Annotated in this window: 27 protein-coding genes and 1 pseudogene; 24 read left to right on the top strand and 4 right to left on the bottom strand. The window is 55.3% G+C overall.

All coding sequences use genetic code 11. The features are described 5' to 3' along the window. Positions 1 to 7 precede the first annotated feature (7 nt). The 10 genes and pseudogenes from DCL27_RS00240 (at position 8) to DCL27_RS00285 (ending at position 5,884) form a co-directional block, all read left to right on the top strand. The gene (locus DCL27_RS00240) at positions 8 to 250 is read left to right on the top strand and encodes a ParE family toxin-like protein (protein WP_146196428.1); all 243 of its coding nucleotides are present in this window, start codon (positions 8 to 10) and stop codon (positions 248 to 250) included. Further along, the gene (locus DCL27_RS00245; RefSeq protein WP_035597340.1) at positions 235 to 759 is read left to right on the top strand and encodes an ASCH domain-containing protein; all 525 of its coding nucleotides are present in this window, start codon (positions 235 to 237) and stop codon (positions 757 to 759) included. Before DCL27_RS00240 ends, DCL27_RS00245 begins: the two co-directional genes overlap by 16 nt. Continuing rightward, positions 756 to 1,058, top strand: coding sequence for an SANT/Myb-like DNA-binding domain-containing protein (locus tag DCL27_RS00250; RefSeq protein WP_035597337.1), 303 nt, complete (start codon positions 756 to 758; stop codon positions 1,056 to 1,058). The genes DCL27_RS00245 and DCL27_RS00250 overlap by 4 nt, the downstream gene beginning before the upstream one ends. Beyond that, positions 1,045 to 1,257, top strand: a complete 213-nt coding sequence (locus DCL27_RS00255; RefSeq protein WP_035597333.1) for a hypothetical protein — start codon at positions 1,045 to 1,047, stop codon at positions 1,255 to 1,257. Before DCL27_RS00250 ends, DCL27_RS00255 begins: the two co-directional genes overlap by 14 nt. Then, on the top strand, positions 1,254 to 2,081 hold the full coding sequence (locus tag DCL27_RS00260) for a Dam family site-specific DNA-(adenine-N6)-methyltransferase (RefSeq protein ID WP_050979568.1): 828 nt from the start codon (positions 1,254 to 1,256) through the stop codon (positions 2,079 to 2,081). Before DCL27_RS00255 ends, DCL27_RS00260 begins: the two co-directional genes overlap by 4 nt. Next, positions 2,078 to 2,353 (top strand): annotated as a pseudogene (locus tag DCL27_RS00265) (ash family protein); the annotation flags it as partial. The gene DCL27_RS00260 and the pseudogene DCL27_RS00265, both read left to right, overlap by 4 nt. A gap of 41 nt (positions 2,354 to 2,394) precedes the next feature. Further along, complete coding sequence (locus tag DCL27_RS00270) at positions 2,395 to 2,655, top strand: derepression protein (RefSeq protein WP_223931198.1); 261 nt, start codon at positions 2,395 to 2,397, stop codon at positions 2,653 to 2,655. A gap of 74 nt (positions 2,656 to 2,729) precedes the next feature. Continuing rightward, positions 2,730 to 3,191, top strand: coding sequence for a hypothetical protein (locus tag DCL27_RS00275; protein WP_035597330.1), 462 nt, complete (start codon positions 2,730 to 2,732; stop codon positions 3,189 to 3,191). A gap of 3 nt (positions 3,192 to 3,194) precedes the next feature. Further along, the gene (locus DCL27_RS00280; RefSeq protein ID WP_410470718.1) at positions 3,195 to 5,252 is read left to right on the top strand and encodes a replication endonuclease; all 2,058 of its coding nucleotides are present in this window, start codon (positions 3,195 to 3,197) and stop codon (positions 5,250 to 5,252) included. Between the two features lie 452 nt (positions 5,253 to 5,704). After that, positions 5,705 to 5,884, top strand: coding sequence for a hypothetical protein (locus DCL27_RS00285; RefSeq protein ID WP_035597327.1), 180 nt, complete (start codon positions 5,705 to 5,707; stop codon positions 5,882 to 5,884). Positions 5,885 to 6,000: 116 nt separating this feature from the next. Here the strand turns inward: DCL27_RS00285 and DCL27_RS00290 are convergent, their stop codons facing one another. Both DCL27_RS00290 and DCL27_RS00295 read right to left on the bottom strand, forming a co-directional pair. Next, positions 6,001 to 6,318 carry a helix-turn-helix domain-containing protein gene (locus DCL27_RS00290; protein WP_050979566.1) on the bottom strand — a complete coding sequence of 106 codons (318 nt, stop codon included), beginning with the start codon at positions 6,316 to 6,318 and terminating at the stop codon, positions 6,001 to 6,003. Positions 6,319 to 6,388: 70 nt separating this feature from the next. After that, entirely contained in the window at positions 6,389 to 6,799 is a 411-nt protein-coding gene (locus DCL27_RS00295; protein WP_050979565.1) for a type II toxin-antitoxin system RelE/ParE family toxin, read from the bottom strand. 518 nt (positions 6,800 to 7,317) lie between these two features. On the opposite strand from DCL27_RS00295, the gene DCL27_RS00300 reads away from it, so the two are divergent. Further along, on the top strand, positions 7,318 to 7,821 hold the full coding sequence (locus DCL27_RS00300) for a hypothetical protein (protein ID WP_035597325.1): 504 nt from the start codon (positions 7,318 to 7,320) through the stop codon (positions 7,819 to 7,821). 66 nt (positions 7,822 to 7,887) lie between these two features. On the opposite strand, the gene DCL27_RS00305 is transcribed toward DCL27_RS00300, so the two are convergent. Next, positions 7,888 to 8,931, bottom strand: a complete 1,044-nt coding sequence (locus DCL27_RS00305; RefSeq protein ID WP_035597322.1) for a phage portal protein — start codon at positions 8,929 to 8,931, stop codon at positions 7,888 to 7,890. A gap of 5 nt (positions 8,932 to 8,936) precedes the next feature. Beyond that, a complete protein-coding gene (locus DCL27_RS00310) occupies positions 8,937 to 10,667 on the bottom strand; it encodes a terminase large subunit domain-containing protein (RefSeq protein WP_035597319.1) in 1,731 nt (576 codons plus the stop codon). Positions 10,668 to 10,826: 159 nt separating this feature from the next. On the opposite strand from DCL27_RS00310, the gene DCL27_RS00315 reads away from it, so the two are divergent. From DCL27_RS00315 to DCL27_RS00375, 13 genes are all read left to right on the top strand, one after another. Further along, positions 10,827 to 11,660, top strand: a complete 834-nt coding sequence (locus tag DCL27_RS00315) for a GPO family capsid scaffolding protein (protein WP_035597315.1) — start codon at positions 10,827 to 10,829, stop codon at positions 11,658 to 11,660. A gap of 24 nt (positions 11,661 to 11,684) precedes the next feature. Next, entirely contained in the window at positions 11,685 to 12,737 is a 1,053-nt protein-coding gene (locus DCL27_RS00320) for a phage major capsid protein, P2 family (protein ID WP_035597312.1), read from the top strand. Between the two features lie 51 nt (positions 12,738 to 12,788). Continuing rightward, positions 12,789 to 13,580 carry a phage terminase small subunit gene (gene gpM, locus DCL27_RS00325; RefSeq protein ID WP_035597309.1) on the top strand — a complete coding sequence of 264 codons (792 nt, stop codon included), beginning with the start codon at positions 12,789 to 12,791 and terminating at the stop codon, positions 13,578 to 13,580. A 100-nt stretch (positions 13,581 to 13,680) separates the two neighbouring features. Next, complete coding sequence (locus DCL27_RS00330; protein WP_035597306.1) at positions 13,681 to 14,175, top strand: head completion/stabilization protein; 495 nt, start codon at positions 13,681 to 13,683, stop codon at positions 14,173 to 14,175. Next, positions 14,175 to 14,375, top strand: a complete 201-nt coding sequence (locus DCL27_RS00335) for a tail protein X (protein ID WP_035597303.1) — start codon at positions 14,175 to 14,177, stop codon at positions 14,373 to 14,375. Before DCL27_RS00330 ends, DCL27_RS00335 begins: the two co-directional genes overlap by 1 nt. Positions 14,376 to 14,377: 2 nt before the next feature. Then, positions 14,378 to 14,659 (top strand): hypothetical protein, encoded by a 282-nt coding sequence (locus tag DCL27_RS00340; RefSeq protein ID WP_050979564.1) that lies wholly within the window; start codon positions 14,378 to 14,380, stop codon positions 14,657 to 14,659. Next, entirely contained in the window at positions 14,643 to 15,188 is a 546-nt protein-coding gene (locus DCL27_RS00345; RefSeq protein ID WP_035597297.1) for a lysozyme, read from the top strand. Before DCL27_RS00340 ends, DCL27_RS00345 begins: the two co-directional genes overlap by 17 nt. Next, positions 15,185 to 15,421 carry a hypothetical protein gene (locus DCL27_RS00350; RefSeq protein WP_228594456.1) on the top strand — a complete coding sequence of 79 codons (237 nt, stop codon included), beginning with the start codon at positions 15,185 to 15,187 and terminating at the stop codon, positions 15,419 to 15,421. The genes DCL27_RS00345 and DCL27_RS00350 overlap by 4 nt, the downstream gene beginning before the upstream one ends. A gap of 23 nt (positions 15,422 to 15,444) precedes the next feature. Next, complete coding sequence (gene lysC, locus DCL27_RS00355; RefSeq protein WP_228594457.1) at positions 15,445 to 15,726, top strand: Rz1-like lysis system protein LysC; 282 nt, start codon at positions 15,445 to 15,447, stop codon at positions 15,724 to 15,726. A 14-nt stretch (positions 15,727 to 15,740) separates the two neighbouring features. Further along, entirely contained in the window at positions 15,741 to 16,208 is a 468-nt protein-coding gene (locus DCL27_RS00360) for a phage tail protein (protein ID WP_035597291.1), read from the top strand. Then, complete coding sequence (locus DCL27_RS00365; protein WP_035597287.1) at positions 16,201 to 16,845, top strand: phage virion morphogenesis protein; 645 nt, start codon at positions 16,201 to 16,203, stop codon at positions 16,843 to 16,845. Before DCL27_RS00360 ends, DCL27_RS00365 begins: the two co-directional genes overlap by 8 nt. Beyond that, the gene (locus tag DCL27_RS00370) at positions 16,842 to 17,423 is read left to right on the top strand and encodes a phage baseplate assembly protein V (RefSeq protein WP_035597284.1); all 582 of its coding nucleotides are present in this window, start codon (positions 16,842 to 16,844) and stop codon (positions 17,421 to 17,423) included. The genes DCL27_RS00365 and DCL27_RS00370 overlap by 4 nt, the downstream gene beginning before the upstream one ends. Further along, on the top strand, positions 17,420 to 17,764 hold the full coding sequence (locus DCL27_RS00375) for a GPW/gp25 family protein (protein WP_035597282.1): 345 nt from the start codon (positions 17,420 to 17,422) through the stop codon (positions 17,762 to 17,764). The genes DCL27_RS00370 and DCL27_RS00375 overlap by 4 nt, the downstream gene beginning before the upstream one ends. Positions 17,765 to 17,769: the final 5 nt, after the last annotated feature.

The raw sequence follows: 17,769 nt of genomic DNA on the forward strand, positions 1-17,769 counted from the left end.
AATTATCATGCAGCTGATTATTCCTGCTAGATGTCGTGGCGGTGAATTAGAACGCCAGGCACGGGCAGCATTCAATCGAGTATTAAAAGGTGATGGCAGTCATGTCCGCCGCCTTGAAGTATTACCCCGAGCCAGAGTGATCAATATCACCGACCGTTATCGGTTATTCAGTTTGGACGAAGGGATTACGTGGAAGCTGCTTAAACATCCGCAATACACAAGGAATATACGCAAATGGCGTACACATTAACATTTAGCCCTGAATTTAAGCCGCTCATTCTTGAGGGCAAAAAAACCGTAACGCGCCGTCCGGTAAAATTCCCTTGCCTGCGCTCACACGTTGATCCGGCTATATGGTTTTGGGAACAAATAACCGACAGGTTAACCACTGTCGCACTGGATGCGGACAGCGATCTTCTCATCCCCAGTAATACACACGTTCTCACCAGGAGCTACGCCGCCTCGCTCCTGGCTCATTGTCCGCATGGCATCGCAGGCGATCTCATTGAGTTATCAATCAACTCACAAGCCCGCCCGTTCGCCCGCGCGATGCTGAGCGACGTATCTATCGAGCACCTGCACGACATCAGCGAACAGGGAGCCATCGACGAAGGTATGCCCGCAGACACCCCCATCTCGCATTTTCACCACACCTGGGACGCCATCTATAGCCGTTCTCCTCACGCCTGGGAGCAGGATCCGGCGGTCTGGGTGCTGTCCTTTCAACTCACCGAAGTCTTGCCGGAGGTACACCCATGAAACGCCCATGGACAAAACAGGAAGAGCAGCTCCTGGAACAGCAAGTGGCTGAAAGGAAAAGCCTTGCGGAAATCGCAGTGGCACAGGGGCGCACGCCAAATGCAGTTCGGCAAAAGATTTACGCTATGGGGATGAGCCGTCGCAACGGCCCCTCACAGTGGGACATCAACATGGCGCATGCGCTGCGCGCCGAAGGGCTAACCGTGCGAGAAATTGCCAACAAACTCGAAATCAAATTCGACGCGGTTGACTACATCATTTACCACAAAAAACCGGAGGCTGGCCATGCAGCTGCGTGAACGCCTATTTATCCGTTTCACTTCTCGCGGGAAAACGTACTCCGTTCCTGATGAGTTAATCGCGCATACTGAGCCGCACCCCGCAATCCCCGATGGGGCGTATCTCATGTTGATCGATGGACGCCAATTTGCTGCGGAAAAGATTGAACACACCATCGTCATCACTGAGGCGCCAGCAACCTTGGGGAGCATGAAATGACGCCAACGATCAATAAAACCCCACTGAAATGGGCGGGTAGCAAAGCACGCATCATGAACGAACTGCGCCAATATCTACCAGCAGGTCAACGGTTGGTAGAGCCGTTCGGTGGTGCCTGTACGGTGATGATGAATACAGATTACCCAGGGTATCTCATTGCAGATGTTCTCCCTGATCTCGTCAACACGCACAAAATGATAGCGTCCGCCCCAGACGAATTGGTCAACCGTACGCGCGCCCTGTTCGCCTGTGGCAACTTCGCTGACATGTACTATGGGCACCGCATGGACTTCAATACCGCGGCTGTCGATCCTCTGCACCGTGCGGCGGTTTTTCTTTACCTCAACCGTCACGGCTACAACGGCCTGTGCCGTTACAACCAGCACGGGCACTTTAATGTGCCGTTCGGCAACCATAAAAAACCGTACTTCCCCGAAGCTGAGATCGACGCCTTTGCCGAGAAAGCGCAGCACGCAACATTCATCTGCGCCAGCTATGAAGAAACCCTCGCCATGGTGAAGCCGGGCGATGTGATTTATTGCGACCCGCCGTATGACGGTACGTTCTCCAGCTACCACACATCCAAATTCAGCGAAGACGATCAGTACCGTCTGGCATCCATCCTGGAGCGCCTTGCTAGTGAGGGTTTCCCGATTATCGCCTCCAACAGCAATACCCTATTGGTGCAGTCGCTCTATCGCAATTTCAAGCGCCACTGCGTTGGCGTTAAACGCAGCATCGGCGCTACTGCTGACAGCAGAAGGGGGCCGGCCTCCGAGCTAATCATCACGGCAAACGCGACCATGCCGGAGCACGCTGCATGATCGCTTGCATTCGCACACCAAAAAACCGCTTGCGTGATCTCGTGACCGGAGGCTATATTTCCCGTGCAGCCGCAAAATCGGCTGCCGGGATTAGCCTCCCGGACTTAACTAGAGCGCACAACCGCGCTGTAAGCGGTTTTTTTGTGTGCGAAGCACGGCCACATCTGCGCATTATGGTGGGGCGTGCAGGGGCGTCTACGGACGCGCCGGTTTCTCTAGTTGCCGGTAAGGCTAACCCTGTACGTCTCACCACCCCGAGATTAGCCTCTCTGGTTGGTGAGTTATCAAAACCAACTAGAGAGGGTGCCCTATCATGGCAACCATTCACGATTTCAAGCCGCACGCCGGCCAGCCGTCCGTACCCGCTACATTCTCACCATCAATCACGCACAAGCTCTATCGAGCAACCGCAATCACGCGTTGGATTTCCGTCGATGCATGCCTTGCCGAGGGCAATATGCTGCCGGCGGTTTGCCTGCCGCACATCATCAGCTATCTGCGCGAAGATCTGGCCGCCATTAGCCAGGAAGCCCGCGCACTGGGGCTTATCCCAAACTCTCAGAATAACGACTAATACAGCAACACCGGGCGCCAGTCATACGCTGGCACCTGGTGCATTGTCATATCCGCTCACCCGGAGGGCTTCCCATGCCTAAAAATCACGAAGTTGCACAACATATTGACGATCAATCTGCAGAGCCAGTAACCGACTTTCACGCCTTCATCGACTGGCTATGGGCTGTAGATGCAAGTCTGGGCGTAAAAGTTCAGGAGCTGCACGACCTATGGCGCCAAAAGTTGGCACGCCACAATCAGCAACACGCGTTCCAATTGGATGAATTCATTATCGACGGCCGTTACCGCGTTCGCATTAATCCCCCCGACAGCGTAGAACGCGCCGCCGGGTTTGAGCTGATAAGCCTCATGGAGCCAGGCGGCAACCTGGTAGCCATTTATCAAACGTCGGGCGCCCTGATCGCCGATCTGATAGCACACAGTACCAGTCGCTCAGGCCATCAGGTCAACGCTCAGCAGTATGCCCAAGAGTCCGCCCGCCTGCTCGATGTCTGCAATCGGGCATGGTTGCAGAGCACAGGCATGGAGCCGTAACGCATGCCAGGGCAATGCACATGGGGTACGCCTCACCCCGCTATCGACCCGGAAACCTTTGGCCGCGCCCCGCGCACCGACCTAGGCGATGCGATTGCGCTTTATGCGAAAGAAGCAAAAAATCGCAAAGCGCGCGAAGAACGGGAAGCCCGTCAGCAAAAGGCCGAGAGAAAGCAGGTCGCCTCCCATCTGGAGGCGCTTGCCGAAGAAGCTGGCGAGCGCTTTCGCAAGCGCGATCTATTGCTGCCCAAAATCCGCATTGCCCACGCTGCCGCCCGCAAGGATCCAGACTCTGGCCCGCTGGCCGAGTTAATGACCCTGCCGGACTATCTGCGAACCCCGCTACTGCAACGCCTAAAGCACCTGCAGAAAAAACAGGAAGCCGCAGAGGCTGCCGGCAAATCATCCAGACCGGCGAGCCGCTATATCCGCAGTAAATTAGCATTGTTATTACGCCGCATTACGCTGACGAACAGTCGGTTTCTGACGCAGCAATACCAGATAATCGCCGTGCGCGAACGCCTCGATGAGTTGCTGCATCTACCACACCTGAATAAGCGCCGCATCCAGACACTGGCCACACTGACCGCAGGCGCTTTTAGTGGGGAGTTCGACCGGCAATATACGCGCCCAGACATCGAGCAAACACCGATGCAGGCGCTCGCCATTTACCAGCGCCTGGGGTACATGGCGCTATCGCTGCATATCACCCCGCCCCGCTGGGAGGCGCTGCGCCTTGATAAAAACCGCCGTAACCCTATCGATATGGACAAGCTGCCGGGTGCCATAGCGCGCCTGATGTGTGCCGAATACTGGAAGCGTAAGCTGTGGCGCCTGCGCTGCCGCTGGCGCGAGGAGCAGCTGCGCGCCGCCGGTCAGGTATCACGCCAGGTATCCCCTTACATCAGCCGCGATGCGCTGAGTGCATTCCGCGAGCAGCGCCGCCGTCTGCGTGAATTTCTTAAGTCCCATGAGCTGGTTAGTGAGGATGGTTTTACCATCGATCTTGAAGATGTTTACTACGCCAGCGCCAGCAGCCCTAAACACCGTCGCTTCGAGATGATGACGACAATGAAGGGCATTGAGATGATCGCCGAGGAGCGCGGGGACGTACCAACGTTTATCACCGTGACGTGCCCGTCACGCTTCCATGTAACCACAGAGGATGGCCATCCCAATCCAAAATGGGACGGCTCAACTACGCGCGATAGCAGTAACTACCTTGTTGACCGCTTTTTCTCTGCGGTTCGTAAAAAACTCAAACGCCAGGGGCTCTTCTGGTATGGCATCCGCGTTGCTGAGCCGCACCACGACGGCACCGTTCACTGGCACATGATGATGTTCACCCGCCCAGAAGAGCGCGAGACAATCGAGGAAATTGTGCGCGATATTGCCATTCGGGACGACCGCGAAGAGCTGGGTGATGACATTACCCCACGCTTTAAGAGTGAGATCATCACTGCAGAGAAAGGCTCGCCCACTGGCTACATCGCTACCTATATCGGGAAGAACATCGATCGCGGTGCAGTAAAGGGAAATGACCCCAAAACAGGCGAACCGCGTAAAGACAATGAGAGCGGCAAGGACATGGCTGAGACGGTAGAGAATGCCATCGGTTGGGCCGGACTGCACGGGGTGCGTCAGTTTCAGTTTTTCGGCATCCCTTCGCGCCAGGTCTGGCGTGAGTTGCGCCGCCTCGCCTGCCAGATGACACGCCAAAAGGATGGCCCACAACGCCTGCCGGATCCGGCAATGGATAATGTTCTGGCCTGCGCTGATGCTGGGGATTTTGCCGCCTACATCATGGCCCAGGGCGGCGTGCTCATCCCCCGGAAAGATTACGTCGTACGCACCGCCTACGACATCGCCGATAGAGAAAATGACTACGGTGAAACCCCCATTCAGATTTACGGCATCTATTCCCCGATACTGGGCGCCGCATCCCGTATATGCACCCATCCTGACACCTGGAAGCTGGTCAAAAAGGCTGCGCCCACTACCTCTCCCGCGGCGCAGCCGAGGGAGTCTGTTGACGTTCCGGGCGGCCCCGCCGCCCCTTGACTTGTGGCAATAACTGTCCCACTGAACAGAATACGCTCAATAGAAAAGCGAAGAACTCTCGAGATTGTCGTTGGAAGGTCAATGAAAGCGCCACGGACACCTTACTTGAGAGCCAGAACGTTGAGTTATTGATGGTGGAGAGGTTAAAAGGAGAGCTTTCCGTGATGCGGTTTGATGTCGGCGAGAGCGTGATCTGCTCTCTGCTGCAGGGCGCACACCTTCAGGATGGTGCTGGCATGGTTGTGGCCTTCGACCAAAAGAGCGGGCATCTCATATCTAGGCAATCCGCTGCGTCACCTGGCCGGATTTTCACTGAAACGACATCGCTAATGAATAGATTAAAGAGCGCGGCTCGTCAAAAAGATAGATTGAATTTACCCAACACAAAATGAAAAAAGCATGGCATTTGCCATGCTTTGCGATAGTTAGTTAGGCTCGAACTAAGAATGCCCATGCTTTCCATCCATACTCATGCGCATCAAGTTGACGGCCTGAGTTTCCCCGAACCTTCCGGTAACGACAGTACTGCCAGCGAAATCCCTTCGGAGCTGGTCGCGCTGCAATATTTTTCAATGACATTCATGATCACCTCCTTACTGGGAGTGATTTTTACCTTGATTCTTTATGCCTGAATTGACTAGAATCCAGAACAGAAACGTTGTAAGAGTCCAAGGTGGCGATGTCTCCCAGAGCATCGCACTTTGCTTTAAAAGCCCCTGATGGTTGCCGCCATTAGGGGCTTTATCATTTATGCTGCCTGACAAGATAGCTCTGCTGTAGCAGTAACTACCCCACCAGAATATCCAAATTTGAAGTCCCACCCGAGGGTGTTCAGCATAGAAAAAAGCCTATCAATCGTATGATTATCCAGCTTTCCGTTGATGATCTCGCTGACTCTTGGTTGAGTTGTTCCCAGTAGCTCTGCTGCTGCTCGCTGGTTAAGCCCTCGCTCTTGAATCATCTTACGAATAATTACCATCAGTTGTGCACGGATGTGTTTATCGTTAGCTTCATTTGGAGAAACACTTGATGATGCATAGGGGTTCTTAACTACGACGAATTCCATAACTCTCCCACCTTAGTCAGCAACATTGCTGACACTGAACACATTATATCAAATTTGAGATACAAACAAGCTATTTTAATTTGTGTTGGCGGCGATACTCTTCCAACTGCTTGTACCGCTTCGTTGCCGTTCCATACTCTTTTTTAGATACGCCTTCTGTTTTTTTCTTAAATGTATGAATTACATAGATAGACTCGTCAAATTTTGCGACATAGATCACTCGATACGAATCAGTGCTCTTGATAGTCATCTGCATAGCATATCGGCCTATCGTTTCCCTCATCGATTTTTTCTGTACCGGCGGGAATGCAGACATTTCGTCCTCTCCGTCAACCTCAACAGCTAAGGCAAAGTCATCGAATGAGTGAGGGCAATTGCTTTGCAACGCAACAAGTTCAAAATTTATCCTGTCTCGCACGGGTGCTGGATAATTATCAATTTCTTCCTGAATTTTCTTGTTCCAATATGTAATATCTTTCATTTAAAGATTCCCGCTTGCATGACCGGTGAATTATACAGCGCTCCACCTATTGCTCAACCACCCCTCGCACTTGGCTTGCTTCACAAAACCTGTCGCCACGCATGTACATTTACTTGCAAGGAAGTGAACAATTTTGAACAATATTTTTGCCCACCAAAATCCCCTCCCAGCCCAGTCTGGGCGCGGCATGACCCCGCTTCCGTTCGTGAACAGAAATCGCAACATTTGCTGCGCGCAGGTGACGGGGGACACGCCCCCGCAACGGGGTAGGGATGCCCCTATACCGTGCCAAATAACGCCACAGCGCTACACTGGCGCGTTATCTCATTTCAAATGAATAAGACAGTGCGGATATGTGCGCGCGCTATAGCGTGGCGCACAGCGCATATGCATATACGGTGGATTAGATGATTGGATGGGCGCGCTAGCTCCAGACTGTCTGGCGCAACACCTTGCTGCAAGCTTCAATTGGCGACACAATAGTCATGAGCATCAACAACGCGGGAGGATAAAACATCATGGGTCATTTTGATGATTTGTGCCATCTTAATCGGGAGACCGAGGAAAAGCGGGCTGAGGCTGCCAGAATCTTGCAAGATGAAGCGGCTCGACTGATTGAGTACTACGAGGAGTGGCTAGAGCTACCATCAATGTACTGGACGGACAAAAGCGGTGATTCTCATCCCTATGTCGAAACAGGGCTACCCAGCGGTAGGGCAGCAGATTTCAGCCCGCTTTCCGTTCGCGGAATAGCGACAGCACCCGACAATGTATTCCGTATGGCGGTAAGAACCTGGATAGATTCGTTTGATGTTGGCTACCCCGTCAGTGTTGTGATCGATCTTCAACTATTCTCCGTTGGCGATGGAGGCTTATCCCTTATCGTACGCGTTGAAGACGATGCACCCATTAAGGTTTTTATCGACAAGTCCAACGATGAGGTCTGGGATCCGGTAGTGAAGAGCATGAAAAAACACATCGCATCCCACCTAAAAAAGCGCCGCCCCGCTGCATTTCTTTAATCACAATCTGCCTCGCGGGTACGCAAGCCATTGCATACCCGCGAGGCAGCAGACAAGCGTAGCGCGTCAGTCGCCAGGCTTCAGCAGAGCGTAAGGGTTGAAGCGGATCACCTCTTCACCCAACCAGTCGTTAACATGCTTAAGCGCCTCCATCACGGGCGTCAGTTCGTTGATAGCGAATACCTTAGCGGCCTTCTCCACATCACCGAAGGAGCCCTTCTCGCCCGGCATGGCTCCCATCAGCTGCGGTGGAACGCGGTGCGCAGCCAGTACGTCATCCCGTGATGAGGCCTTCACGTTCACAAACTCGTCCTTGGCGGTGATCTGTTGGAAAGGCAGGATTTGCACACCATCCTTGCCGCCGTTCGGCGCGTACAGCACGATATTTTTAAACGCACCGCGCCCCTTCGATTCGGTCAGCATCTTCTGGATAGATTCAATGCTCTCACGATTGGCCTGAGCGGCCCCGATGTAGACGATACACCCAGCATGCGATCCGTTGTCGTAATAGAGTTTGCGGAACGTGTCTGCCGAGTGCGACAGGCTAGCCGACAATAGCCCCCCGATATACTCCGGCATACCATAGATCTCCTGGTTGATATCCGGGTTAAGAACATGGCAGATCGCCCCCGTTGGGAAGGCGTGCTCCGGATGGGCGCCATCAACAAACCAGTAGGTATCCAGATCTACGCCACGCCGGGTATATTTTGCCAGCGCATGACGCAGCGCCACTGGCATTCCCAACCGGTTACGCCGCAGCTCGAGATAGGCATTACCAAACACAAACCAGTCCAGCACAAACGCCGAGAAGGCCTGCCGGGACAGAAGCCGGTGCGGGATAAAACACCCCACCAGGACATTGCGCTTAAAATACAGCGCCGACTGGTGCCAAGAGGTTTGCCGTGCCGCGCGCGCCAGGCCGCTCCAGTCCAATGGCGTCTCGAAATAGCGCCCGTTATCTGCACAATACATGTTATCGAGCAGATCCCAGCCGTTGGTCTGATACGGGCCGTCGAAAGTGAACGCACTCAACCCTGGCGCGTCACGCAACGCCTGTGCCATATCCTGCCCTGTGCCTCGGGATAGGTTCTTACTCCGTTTTTTCTTCATTGCCCTCAAAACTCCATTGCAAAACCTTCATCACCGCCCTGCTCTTGCCCCAGCGGCTCATTGATAACCGCCAGCATGGTTGCCCAGGCCAGATCGCCATGGCTGACGCCGCGGGTGCGGTCGGTGTCATAGGTAATGAACCCCGCCGGGGTTTTTATCTTGCGCACCGAGTTGAATGCGTTGGTTAACGCCCGTTCGCCGCGGTCGTACTCCCAGCGCCCGGCACGGATCACCTGCAGCATCTTCAATACCAACGCCCTTTTAGAGGCAATATTGAAGGTGTAGGGAACAGCAGCCGGGAAAAACTTCTTCACCAGCTGGTACACGGCATCCCCGTTCCCCCCGGTAACATCAATACCGATGTGCTGCACGTTGTACTTAAAGGTAAGATCTTCGATTACCCGCGCCTGCTCTTCGAACTCTAGCCCCTGCACCTGACGTGTTTCGACGGTACGAAATTTGCCGCCGGGCACGGCTGGCGGCACGGTGACCGACAACGCGCCGCTATCCCCGTTACCACTGCTGCCGTTGGCGTCATAGCCTACCCAGACCGCGCGGTTACCCATCGGGCGTGTTGCAAAGGGTTTCCAGTCTAACCAGTCGTCATAACCATCAACACCGCAGCCGATCAGGGCATTCAGGCTAAAGGCCGACTCCCCATCCCGCACGAAATCACACATGTAGAGGTTGCGAAATTCATCCTCTGTGTTTTCATCGTGAATCTCGTCGAGATCGGTATATTCCCAGCCATGATCGATAACATCCTGCAGTGTTACGATTTGCCGCCATATTTTATCCGGGCATAGCACACCGCTGTTCAGCGCGCGCCATGACACATCAAATGGCTGTCGTTTGGATTTTGGGCGCTTTTCATTCCAGCGGTCGCCCGTCCAGAACGGGTAGGCTTCATGCGTGTCACTCGAGGGGGTGGAAAAATAGGTTCGTGTTAACCCTGTGAGGGTAGCCATTGCCGCCGCCACCTTGCGCAGCTTGATGAAATTGCCGATCCAGAAAAATTCATCAAACTTCAGGTTGCCGGTATAGGACTGCGCTGTTGCCGCGGACGTCCCCAAAAAATGCAGCTCGGCCCCATTGGACAAAATGATTTTGTCGCCGCCCTTTAGCTCGACATCCACCTCTTCTGCGGCCCGCTTGATAAATTCGCGGAACTGGTGCGCCTGACGCCGGGATGCGGACAGGAAAATCTGATTCCGCTGATAGGGGTATTTCACATCATCGCGCAGCGCTTCCAGTAGCGCCTCGCGCGCCATATACCAGGTCGCCCCAATCTGGCGCGACTTGAGGATCATTCGGTTACGCTGGCGGCGTTGCGCGTACCACCCCTGCTGGTGCCAGGCCAGCGACGCCAGGATTTTCTCCCGCAGCGCGGTGATCTGCGCCTCTGAAAAATGGTTCTTCAGCCTGCGCTTGCGGGGTTTGGTTCCGCCGGCCTCGGTAGCCTGATCGCCGCTGAGCTTTTTCAACTGCCGGGTAAGAAGATCGATCTCCTTAAAATCGCCCCCGCTCTTATTCTCCTTCTGGGTCAGCTGCACCAAGCGTGCATCCATCGACTGGCTAACCCGCTTTATCGGTGGTGTTTCGTCCCATTCATCACGTTTTTTCCAGGTGTACAGGGTGTTGACGTTGACCCCCATCAGGCGCGCGATCTCTGCCGGAGAATACCCCTGCCAAAAGAGCTGCTTAGCGCGCAGACGGATAAAAATTTCTTGCTCCATCACTCCCCCTATCGGTCATACTGGAGAGCTTACCCCGCGCGCGATCCCAGCCCAGACTACTTTTAGTTCTCCCCGACTAACGACAACAAAACCACGTTGAGACAATGGGTTAGCCTTTGTCATGATGGTTGCATGTAGTCAAATGCAGGGCAATACATCATGGGACAGACCACCAAGCCAACCAGGAAAAAGTTCCGCGTCGCCGTCTCCGGCAATACCGTAGATGGGCGCGAAATCAGTAGTGAGCACCTCAAGGCTGCCGCAAAAAATTACAACCCTAACGTCTACGGCGCTCGCGTTAACGTGGAGCACTACCTTTCCCCCGTCCCCAGCAGTGATTTTGCTGCCATGGGAGATGTGATCGCCCTGAGCACAGAAGACATTACTGAGGGGCCATTAGCCGGGCGCACCGCACTCTTTGCCGAGATTGAGCCCACTGAGCGCATGAAGAAACTGGTGAGCGAAGGAAAGAAAGTCTATTCCAGCATTGAGCTACACCCACAATCAGGTGTGACCGATGGTCCCTACCTGATTGGTCTGGCAATGACTGACACTCCAGCCAGCCTGGGCACCGAACGCCTGAAGTTCACTGCCCAGCAACGCACCCAAGTGATGCAGTTCAACCAGCAACAAGGTGATGCCCCCCTCATTACCGAGGCTATCGAGGCTGAAATTATCGAACTGGCAACACAGCAGGCTGATGAAGGCAAGCAGTGGTTTGCGCGTGTAATGGGATTGATTGGCAAGGGGCGTCAGTCCGATAGCGAGCAGTTCAGCCAGGTACGCAACGCGGTGGAAAACGTCGCTCAGTCCCATGCCGATCTGCTCGACCGCTTCGGCAAGCTGGAGCAACAGCACCAGAGCGATACGAAGGCGATCGCCAAACTGACCACAGATCTCGCCACCCTGCACAAGCAGCTGCACGAGGATGCTAATCCGTCCATGCGCTTTACCGCCACGGGTGGCAGTGACAACCAGCAGTGGGACTTCTGATTCTAGCCAAGAGAGAGACAGCAAATGGCAATGGTATTAACCGCGCACACCCGCACCCAGCTCAATCAGTACATGCGCCATCAGGCGCAGCTGAATAGCGTCAGCGTTGAGACACTGGGCAAGCGCTATAGCGTCACCCCAGAAATTCAGCAGCGCATGGAGGCCGCCTCGAAAGAGAGCACCGAGTTCACCCAAAAAATCAATATCATCGGTGTGAACGACCAGGAAGGCGAGAAGATCATGGTCAATACCACTGGCCCGATCGCCCGCACCAATACCAGCAGTGACGGCACCCAGCGCCGTAACCCGCTAACAGCTCACGATCTGGCCGCTACGCGCTACCGTTGCGAACAGGTTAACTACGACACCTATATCAGCTATCCGCAGTTGGATGCCTGGAGCGCCCAGCCCAATTTCCGCACGCTGGTTAACCAGCAGATTGCACGGCAGATTGCCCTTGATCGCATCATGATTGGCTTTAACGGTACCTCTCATGCTTTGGCTTCCAACTTCGCCAGTAATCAGTTACTTCAGGATGTCAATATCGGCTGGTTGCAACATATCCGAACGAAGGCTGCCGTACGCGTTATGTCAGGCGTGACCCTGACCGCACGTGATATGGATAACAAGGCCATTCACAAGGGTAAGTACGATAATGCAGACGCCCTGGTACAAGATGCACATTCATCCCTGCTGGATGAATGGCACAAGGACGCACCTGATTTGGTGGTCATTCTGGGGCGCGATCTGTTTAACAGCCTGCGCCTGCCGATGATTAACGCACTGAGTGGCACCAATCCCAACACGGAGTTGATGGCTGGCCAACTGATTATTTCGTCACGCATGATTGGCGGCCTACCTGTCTACCTGGCTCCGTTCTTCCCCAAGGATGCACTGCTGATCACCAGCTTCAACAACCTGTCTATCTACTACCAGCGTGGCTCCCTACGCCGTCTCATTCGTGAAGAGCCGGAGTACAACCGCATCGCTACCTACCAATCCACCAATGATGCGTATGTGGTGGAAGACTTTGGTAAATGCGCCCTGATCGAAGGGTTGAAGTTTGCCACGGAATAAGACCTGAGCCGGGTATTGGCACCCGGCCATTGTCATAACGAGGGGATAAACATGCTGACTCCAGCACAGGCGCATTTTCAGCGCGTAATGGCACAGCGTGCAGGGCTGTCTCCCGAGCAGGACAGTCCGGTCGAGCGCACGGCGCATGAACAGGTTTTACATATGCTTCGTCTGGCGCAGTCACGCCTGGGCGGTATTCAGTCACGCCAGACGAAAGCAGAGTTGAAAAAGGAGATCCTGCCGCAGTTCGCAGGCTGGATCGAGGGAACCCTGGAGGGTGACCGGGGGCGTCCTGATGAAGTCATCACCACATTAATGGTATGGGCGGTGGATTGCGGCGATTTAGCCCTGGCTCTACGTCTGGGGGACTATGTGATCCGTCATGGCTTGAGTCTGGCAGATAACTTCGGCCGCAATGCGGCGACAACCCTGACTGAGGAAATTTGTAATCCTGTTCTGACGCTGGCCACCACCCAGTCGGACGCTGATTTGCATGACGCTATTGCGCCGCTGGATACCCTGGCGAACCTCGTTGAGGGACAGGATATGCCTGACGAAGTTCGCGCCAAATTGTGCAAGGCTCGCGCCTTCGCACGCCGTGCCAACACCGATTCTGACAGCATGGCGCTATCGCTGGAACTGTTACGCACTGCAATGCAGCTTAATCCTCATGCTGGCGTAAAGCGTGAGATTGCCGCACTAACGCGCGCACTGAAAAAGGTGCCTGGCCAGCCGATTGTAGAGGAGGTGCCGCCAATGGCTCCTTCACGTAAAACAACGCGTACCAGCGTTGCCCGCAAAACTATAGGTAAAACCAAAAACGCTGGCAAAAAGAACACCTAACCGTCTCGACCCCCGTCGCAGGCGGCGCGGGTGACTATCTGGCCGGTATCTTTGGCCTTTTGGTCGCCCGCCCACCGCCTGATTTTTTTGTGAGGCAAAGATGAGCGTTATTGCCAAGCCCGACGCAGTGCCCACTCAGCGTGATGTCCCAGACATCGACGATGGTGCAATCCAGGTAACCACAGATCCATTCTGGCCAGCCATCTCATTGCGTGATCTGCGCCTGGCCTGCCGGATATCTGGTCGCACCACAACAGCGCGCCTGTTGCATGCAGCAACCGAGGCCGTGATCCATGTCAGCGACGAACTGTCGCCCTGGGCGCAGCGGCAACAGGAGGCTGGGTTTACACAGTTAGGAGAAGTTCCTGCTCGCACGGTTAATGGTGAAAGCATCACGGTTTATCGTTATCGGCGAGCAGTTTACGCCATCACGCGAGCCCTAATTCTGGAGAGTATGCGCGATGTTGACACGACTGAGCACGGTGACCGCAAGGCGGATGCCTTGGAGCCGCAGGCAGATACCCTGTGGCGCGATGCACGCTGGGCCATCGCCGACATTCAGGGTACCCAGCGTATCTATGCGGAGCTGTGGTAATGCGAGTAAAGGCACTTCAAGGGGACACCGTGGATCTGTTGTGCTTCCGGCACTACGGCAGTACCCAGGGTGTGACCGAGCAGGTTCTGGCAGCCAATCCGGGCTTGAGCCGCGCGCTTTTCCTGACCGCTGGGCAGGAAGTCGAAATGCCCGATCAACCCTCAATCAAAACGCGGGAAATGATCCAGTTGTGGGATTAGGTATGTTCAGTCGACTGCATGACAGCATCACATTTTTTGCCGCCGCCATCGTGACAGGGATTGGCGTCATGACCATCAGTGAAAAAATTGCCCTCGCTGGCCTGTTGCTGGGTGTCATTTCCGGCTGGCGTGCCTGGTTGCACCGCGGTCGGATGGAGCGCGCCCAGAATCGACGCAATGAGCTGATCGCTCAGTTATTGCAGCAATCTCAACAGCACAACATGACGGATGAGGCACAGAAAATACTACAACAGGAGGCCGGGGACGATGCGCACACCCGTTAAACGTTATGCCGCTGCCGCTGTTGTCGCCATGGGGATTTCTATTACACCGGGGGCGCTACGTACCACTCCCGAAGCGCAGCAGAAGATCGCGGTCTGGGAGGACTGCCGTGCAACACCTTACCGGGATGGCGCAGGTGTCATGACCGTAGGATGCGGATCAACCAGCAAGGTGCAGAATCGCACTTATGGTACCAGCGAAGTGGCGGCCCGTTTTGTTACCGACATGCAGCATGCAGAAAACTGCATCCGGCAAAACTTCAGAGGGGATGTGATGCCGCAGTCAGCCTTTGAGGCAATGACTGATGCTGCTTTCAATCTGGGGTGTATCAACCTGATGTGGTATCGGGACAAACAGAGTCGGCGCCACCGCACCACTATCTGGCGTCATGCACAGGCGCAGCAATGGCCGGCCATGTGTAACCGGCTGACCGATTTTGTTAACAGCGGCGGCCAGCCTGTTCAGGGATTGATTAATCGGCGCGCTGATTTTAAAGCCTGGTGTCTGCGTGACTTGGCGGAGGTGCCATGAGAAACAGCCTGATCCTGGTCTGTCTACTGGTGCTGGCCACCGCCGCCTTCACCTGGCAAACCTACCAGCGCGGAAAACAGCAGGGCCAGAGCGAGGAGCAACGCAAGGTGGTTGCCGATAGTGCCGCCCTGCTGCAGGAGGTGCGCAATACCGCCGCTGATGCCCGCAATGTCCTGGCACAAATCCAGGCCACTGCGCAGCAACGCAATACTCAGGGGGGAAGAACGCCGTGAAGCGATACGCGCTGATCTTAAAAATGATACGTGCGCCAGCACTGCTGTGCCTGATCGGGTGGTTGACCGCCTGCGTCAGCACGCCGCCCGCGCCACCGGCGAAGATCCTGTGCGAGCCCACGCCGCCCAGCCTGACCACCCCAACGCCAACGCCACCGCTCCCGGTACGCGTGACATGGGGACGCCTCGCCACCTGGGGGGATAGTCTGCTGGACGCCCTTGAGGCCTGTAACGCCGACAAGGCAGGGATCGCCACTCTGGAACAACGTCGTCAGCAACGATTAAACACGCCCACCAGGCCATAAGATGGGAGGCCACAATGTTCAAACTGGATAGCCTGCGGCGCACCCTGACTCATACCAGCCAGTGGTGTCGTGCCAACCCGGAGAGGTTCACCGTCTTTGCCGAAGAGGGCGGTATCGAAATCAGGGGAAAAACCCTCTCCTTTGCCTATCACTACAAGGCGGTGATTTTCGTCATGGATTACACCGCCGATATCGATCGTCTGGTCGTACCGCTCATAAGCTGGCTGTTTGCCAGTCAGCCCGATCTCCTGCTGAACCCGGAGAAGAGCAAGGCGTTTAAATTTAAGACAAACCCAAATGACGACGACAGTGTCGATCTGCTGTTTGAGTTCCCACTTTACGAACGGGTAAAGGTCTCCCTCGATCCTGCAGGCCAACTCATTACCGAGCATCTGCCTGAGCCGCCCTTCCCTGTGGATGACACAGCGGAACACTGGCAGACCCTGATTGACGATGTAACCTGGAGCGCCACCAATGAATGACCGACAGTTTCAGACTCTGGACGGTATTATCGCCGAGATTGTGGGCGCCATGACAACCGCCGAACGGGCTAGGCTCGCCCGCGCCGCCGGACAGCAAATCCGACGCGGCCAGCAGCGCCATATTGCCGCGCAGAAAAATCCGGATGGATCCACGTATACACCGCGTGGGCGCCGCATTCGCCGTACTCAGCAGGGGATTAAATTCCTGTGGAATGATCAGGTTCGCACCCTGAGAAACTGGCATCACGGCATTGGCCGCCACGGTGCCACCATTACCGGCTTTGATATCGAGCGCAATGACATTCGCACCTTCTTTCGCAGCGATATTGAGCGTTATCTGGAAATCAAGACGCGAACGACTCGGGGCAACACAGCCAAAAGCAAGGCCAATACCATGTTCCAGAAACTCCGTGCCGCCCGTTTTCTGAAAATGCAGGCCACGCCGCAAGGCGTCACCGTAGGCTATCAGGGGCGCGCGGCGCGCATTGCCCGCGTTCACCAGTTTGGTCTGCGTGATCAGGTGGGGGCTGGCGTGATGGCACAGTACCCCGCACGCGAGCTGCTGGGGCTGACACCACGGGATGAGCGTCAGCTCACCGACATCATCATGCAGCACCTGGGAGAGCATCGCCCATGAGTGCCGAGCTGTATCGCCTGCTGGAGAATATCCTCCGCGTCGGGGTGGTCGCTGAGGTCGATACCAAAAACTGGATGGTGCGGGTACGCAGTGGCGACTTGTTAACCGGCTGGTTACGCTGGAATACCGCCCGCGCCGGCGCCTTCAAACTATGGCTACCGCCAGCAGTGGGTGAGCAGGTCGCTATCGGCTGTATGGGGGGTAACCCGGAAACGGCGATGATCATCGGCAGTCTCTACAGCGCGGGTAATCCCGCACCAGGACAAACGGGACAGGAAGCGGTATTGACCGCCCCCGACGGTGCCACATTCCGCTATGACGCCGCCGCGGGCGCACTGGAAGCTACCGGGATTAAAACCGCCGATATCTACGCCTCTATCGGGATCACACTGCATACCCCCAAGGTAACCTGCACCCAGCATCTGGAAACCGCCACTCTCTCTGTGACTAAAGGCGGCGAGATGCGGGGTGATTTCACGCACAGTGGCGGAAAATTCACATCCAATGGCGTGCAGGTTGACACCCATAGCCATGGCGGTGTGCAAAGTGGTGGTAGCTGGACGGAGGGCACCCAATGACAGCACGTTACACCGGTATGGATCCGCGCGGCCCTGGCACACTCAGTGATGCCAACCAGCTACAGGCAGCCATCCAGGACATCGTCATTACCCCACTGGGCTCCCGCGTCATGCGCCGCGACTATGGCAGTCTTGTGCCAGACCTACTGGATAGTCCACAGAATGCGACAACACGCCTTCAATGCATGAGTGCCGCAGTGATTGCCCTCACACGCTGGGAACCACGCATTGCCATCAGGAATATTGATCTTCGCTATACCGGCGGAGCGCGGGCCGAACTAACACTGGATTGCATCATTATCGAAAACATGCAGCCCGCCCGTTTCACGGCCGAACTGTAAGGAGC

Source organism: Edwardsiella tarda ATCC 15947 = NBRC 105688 (assembly GCF_003113495.2).
GTDB lineage: Bacteria > Pseudomonadota > Gammaproteobacteria > Enterobacterales > Enterobacteriaceae > Edwardsiella > Edwardsiella tarda.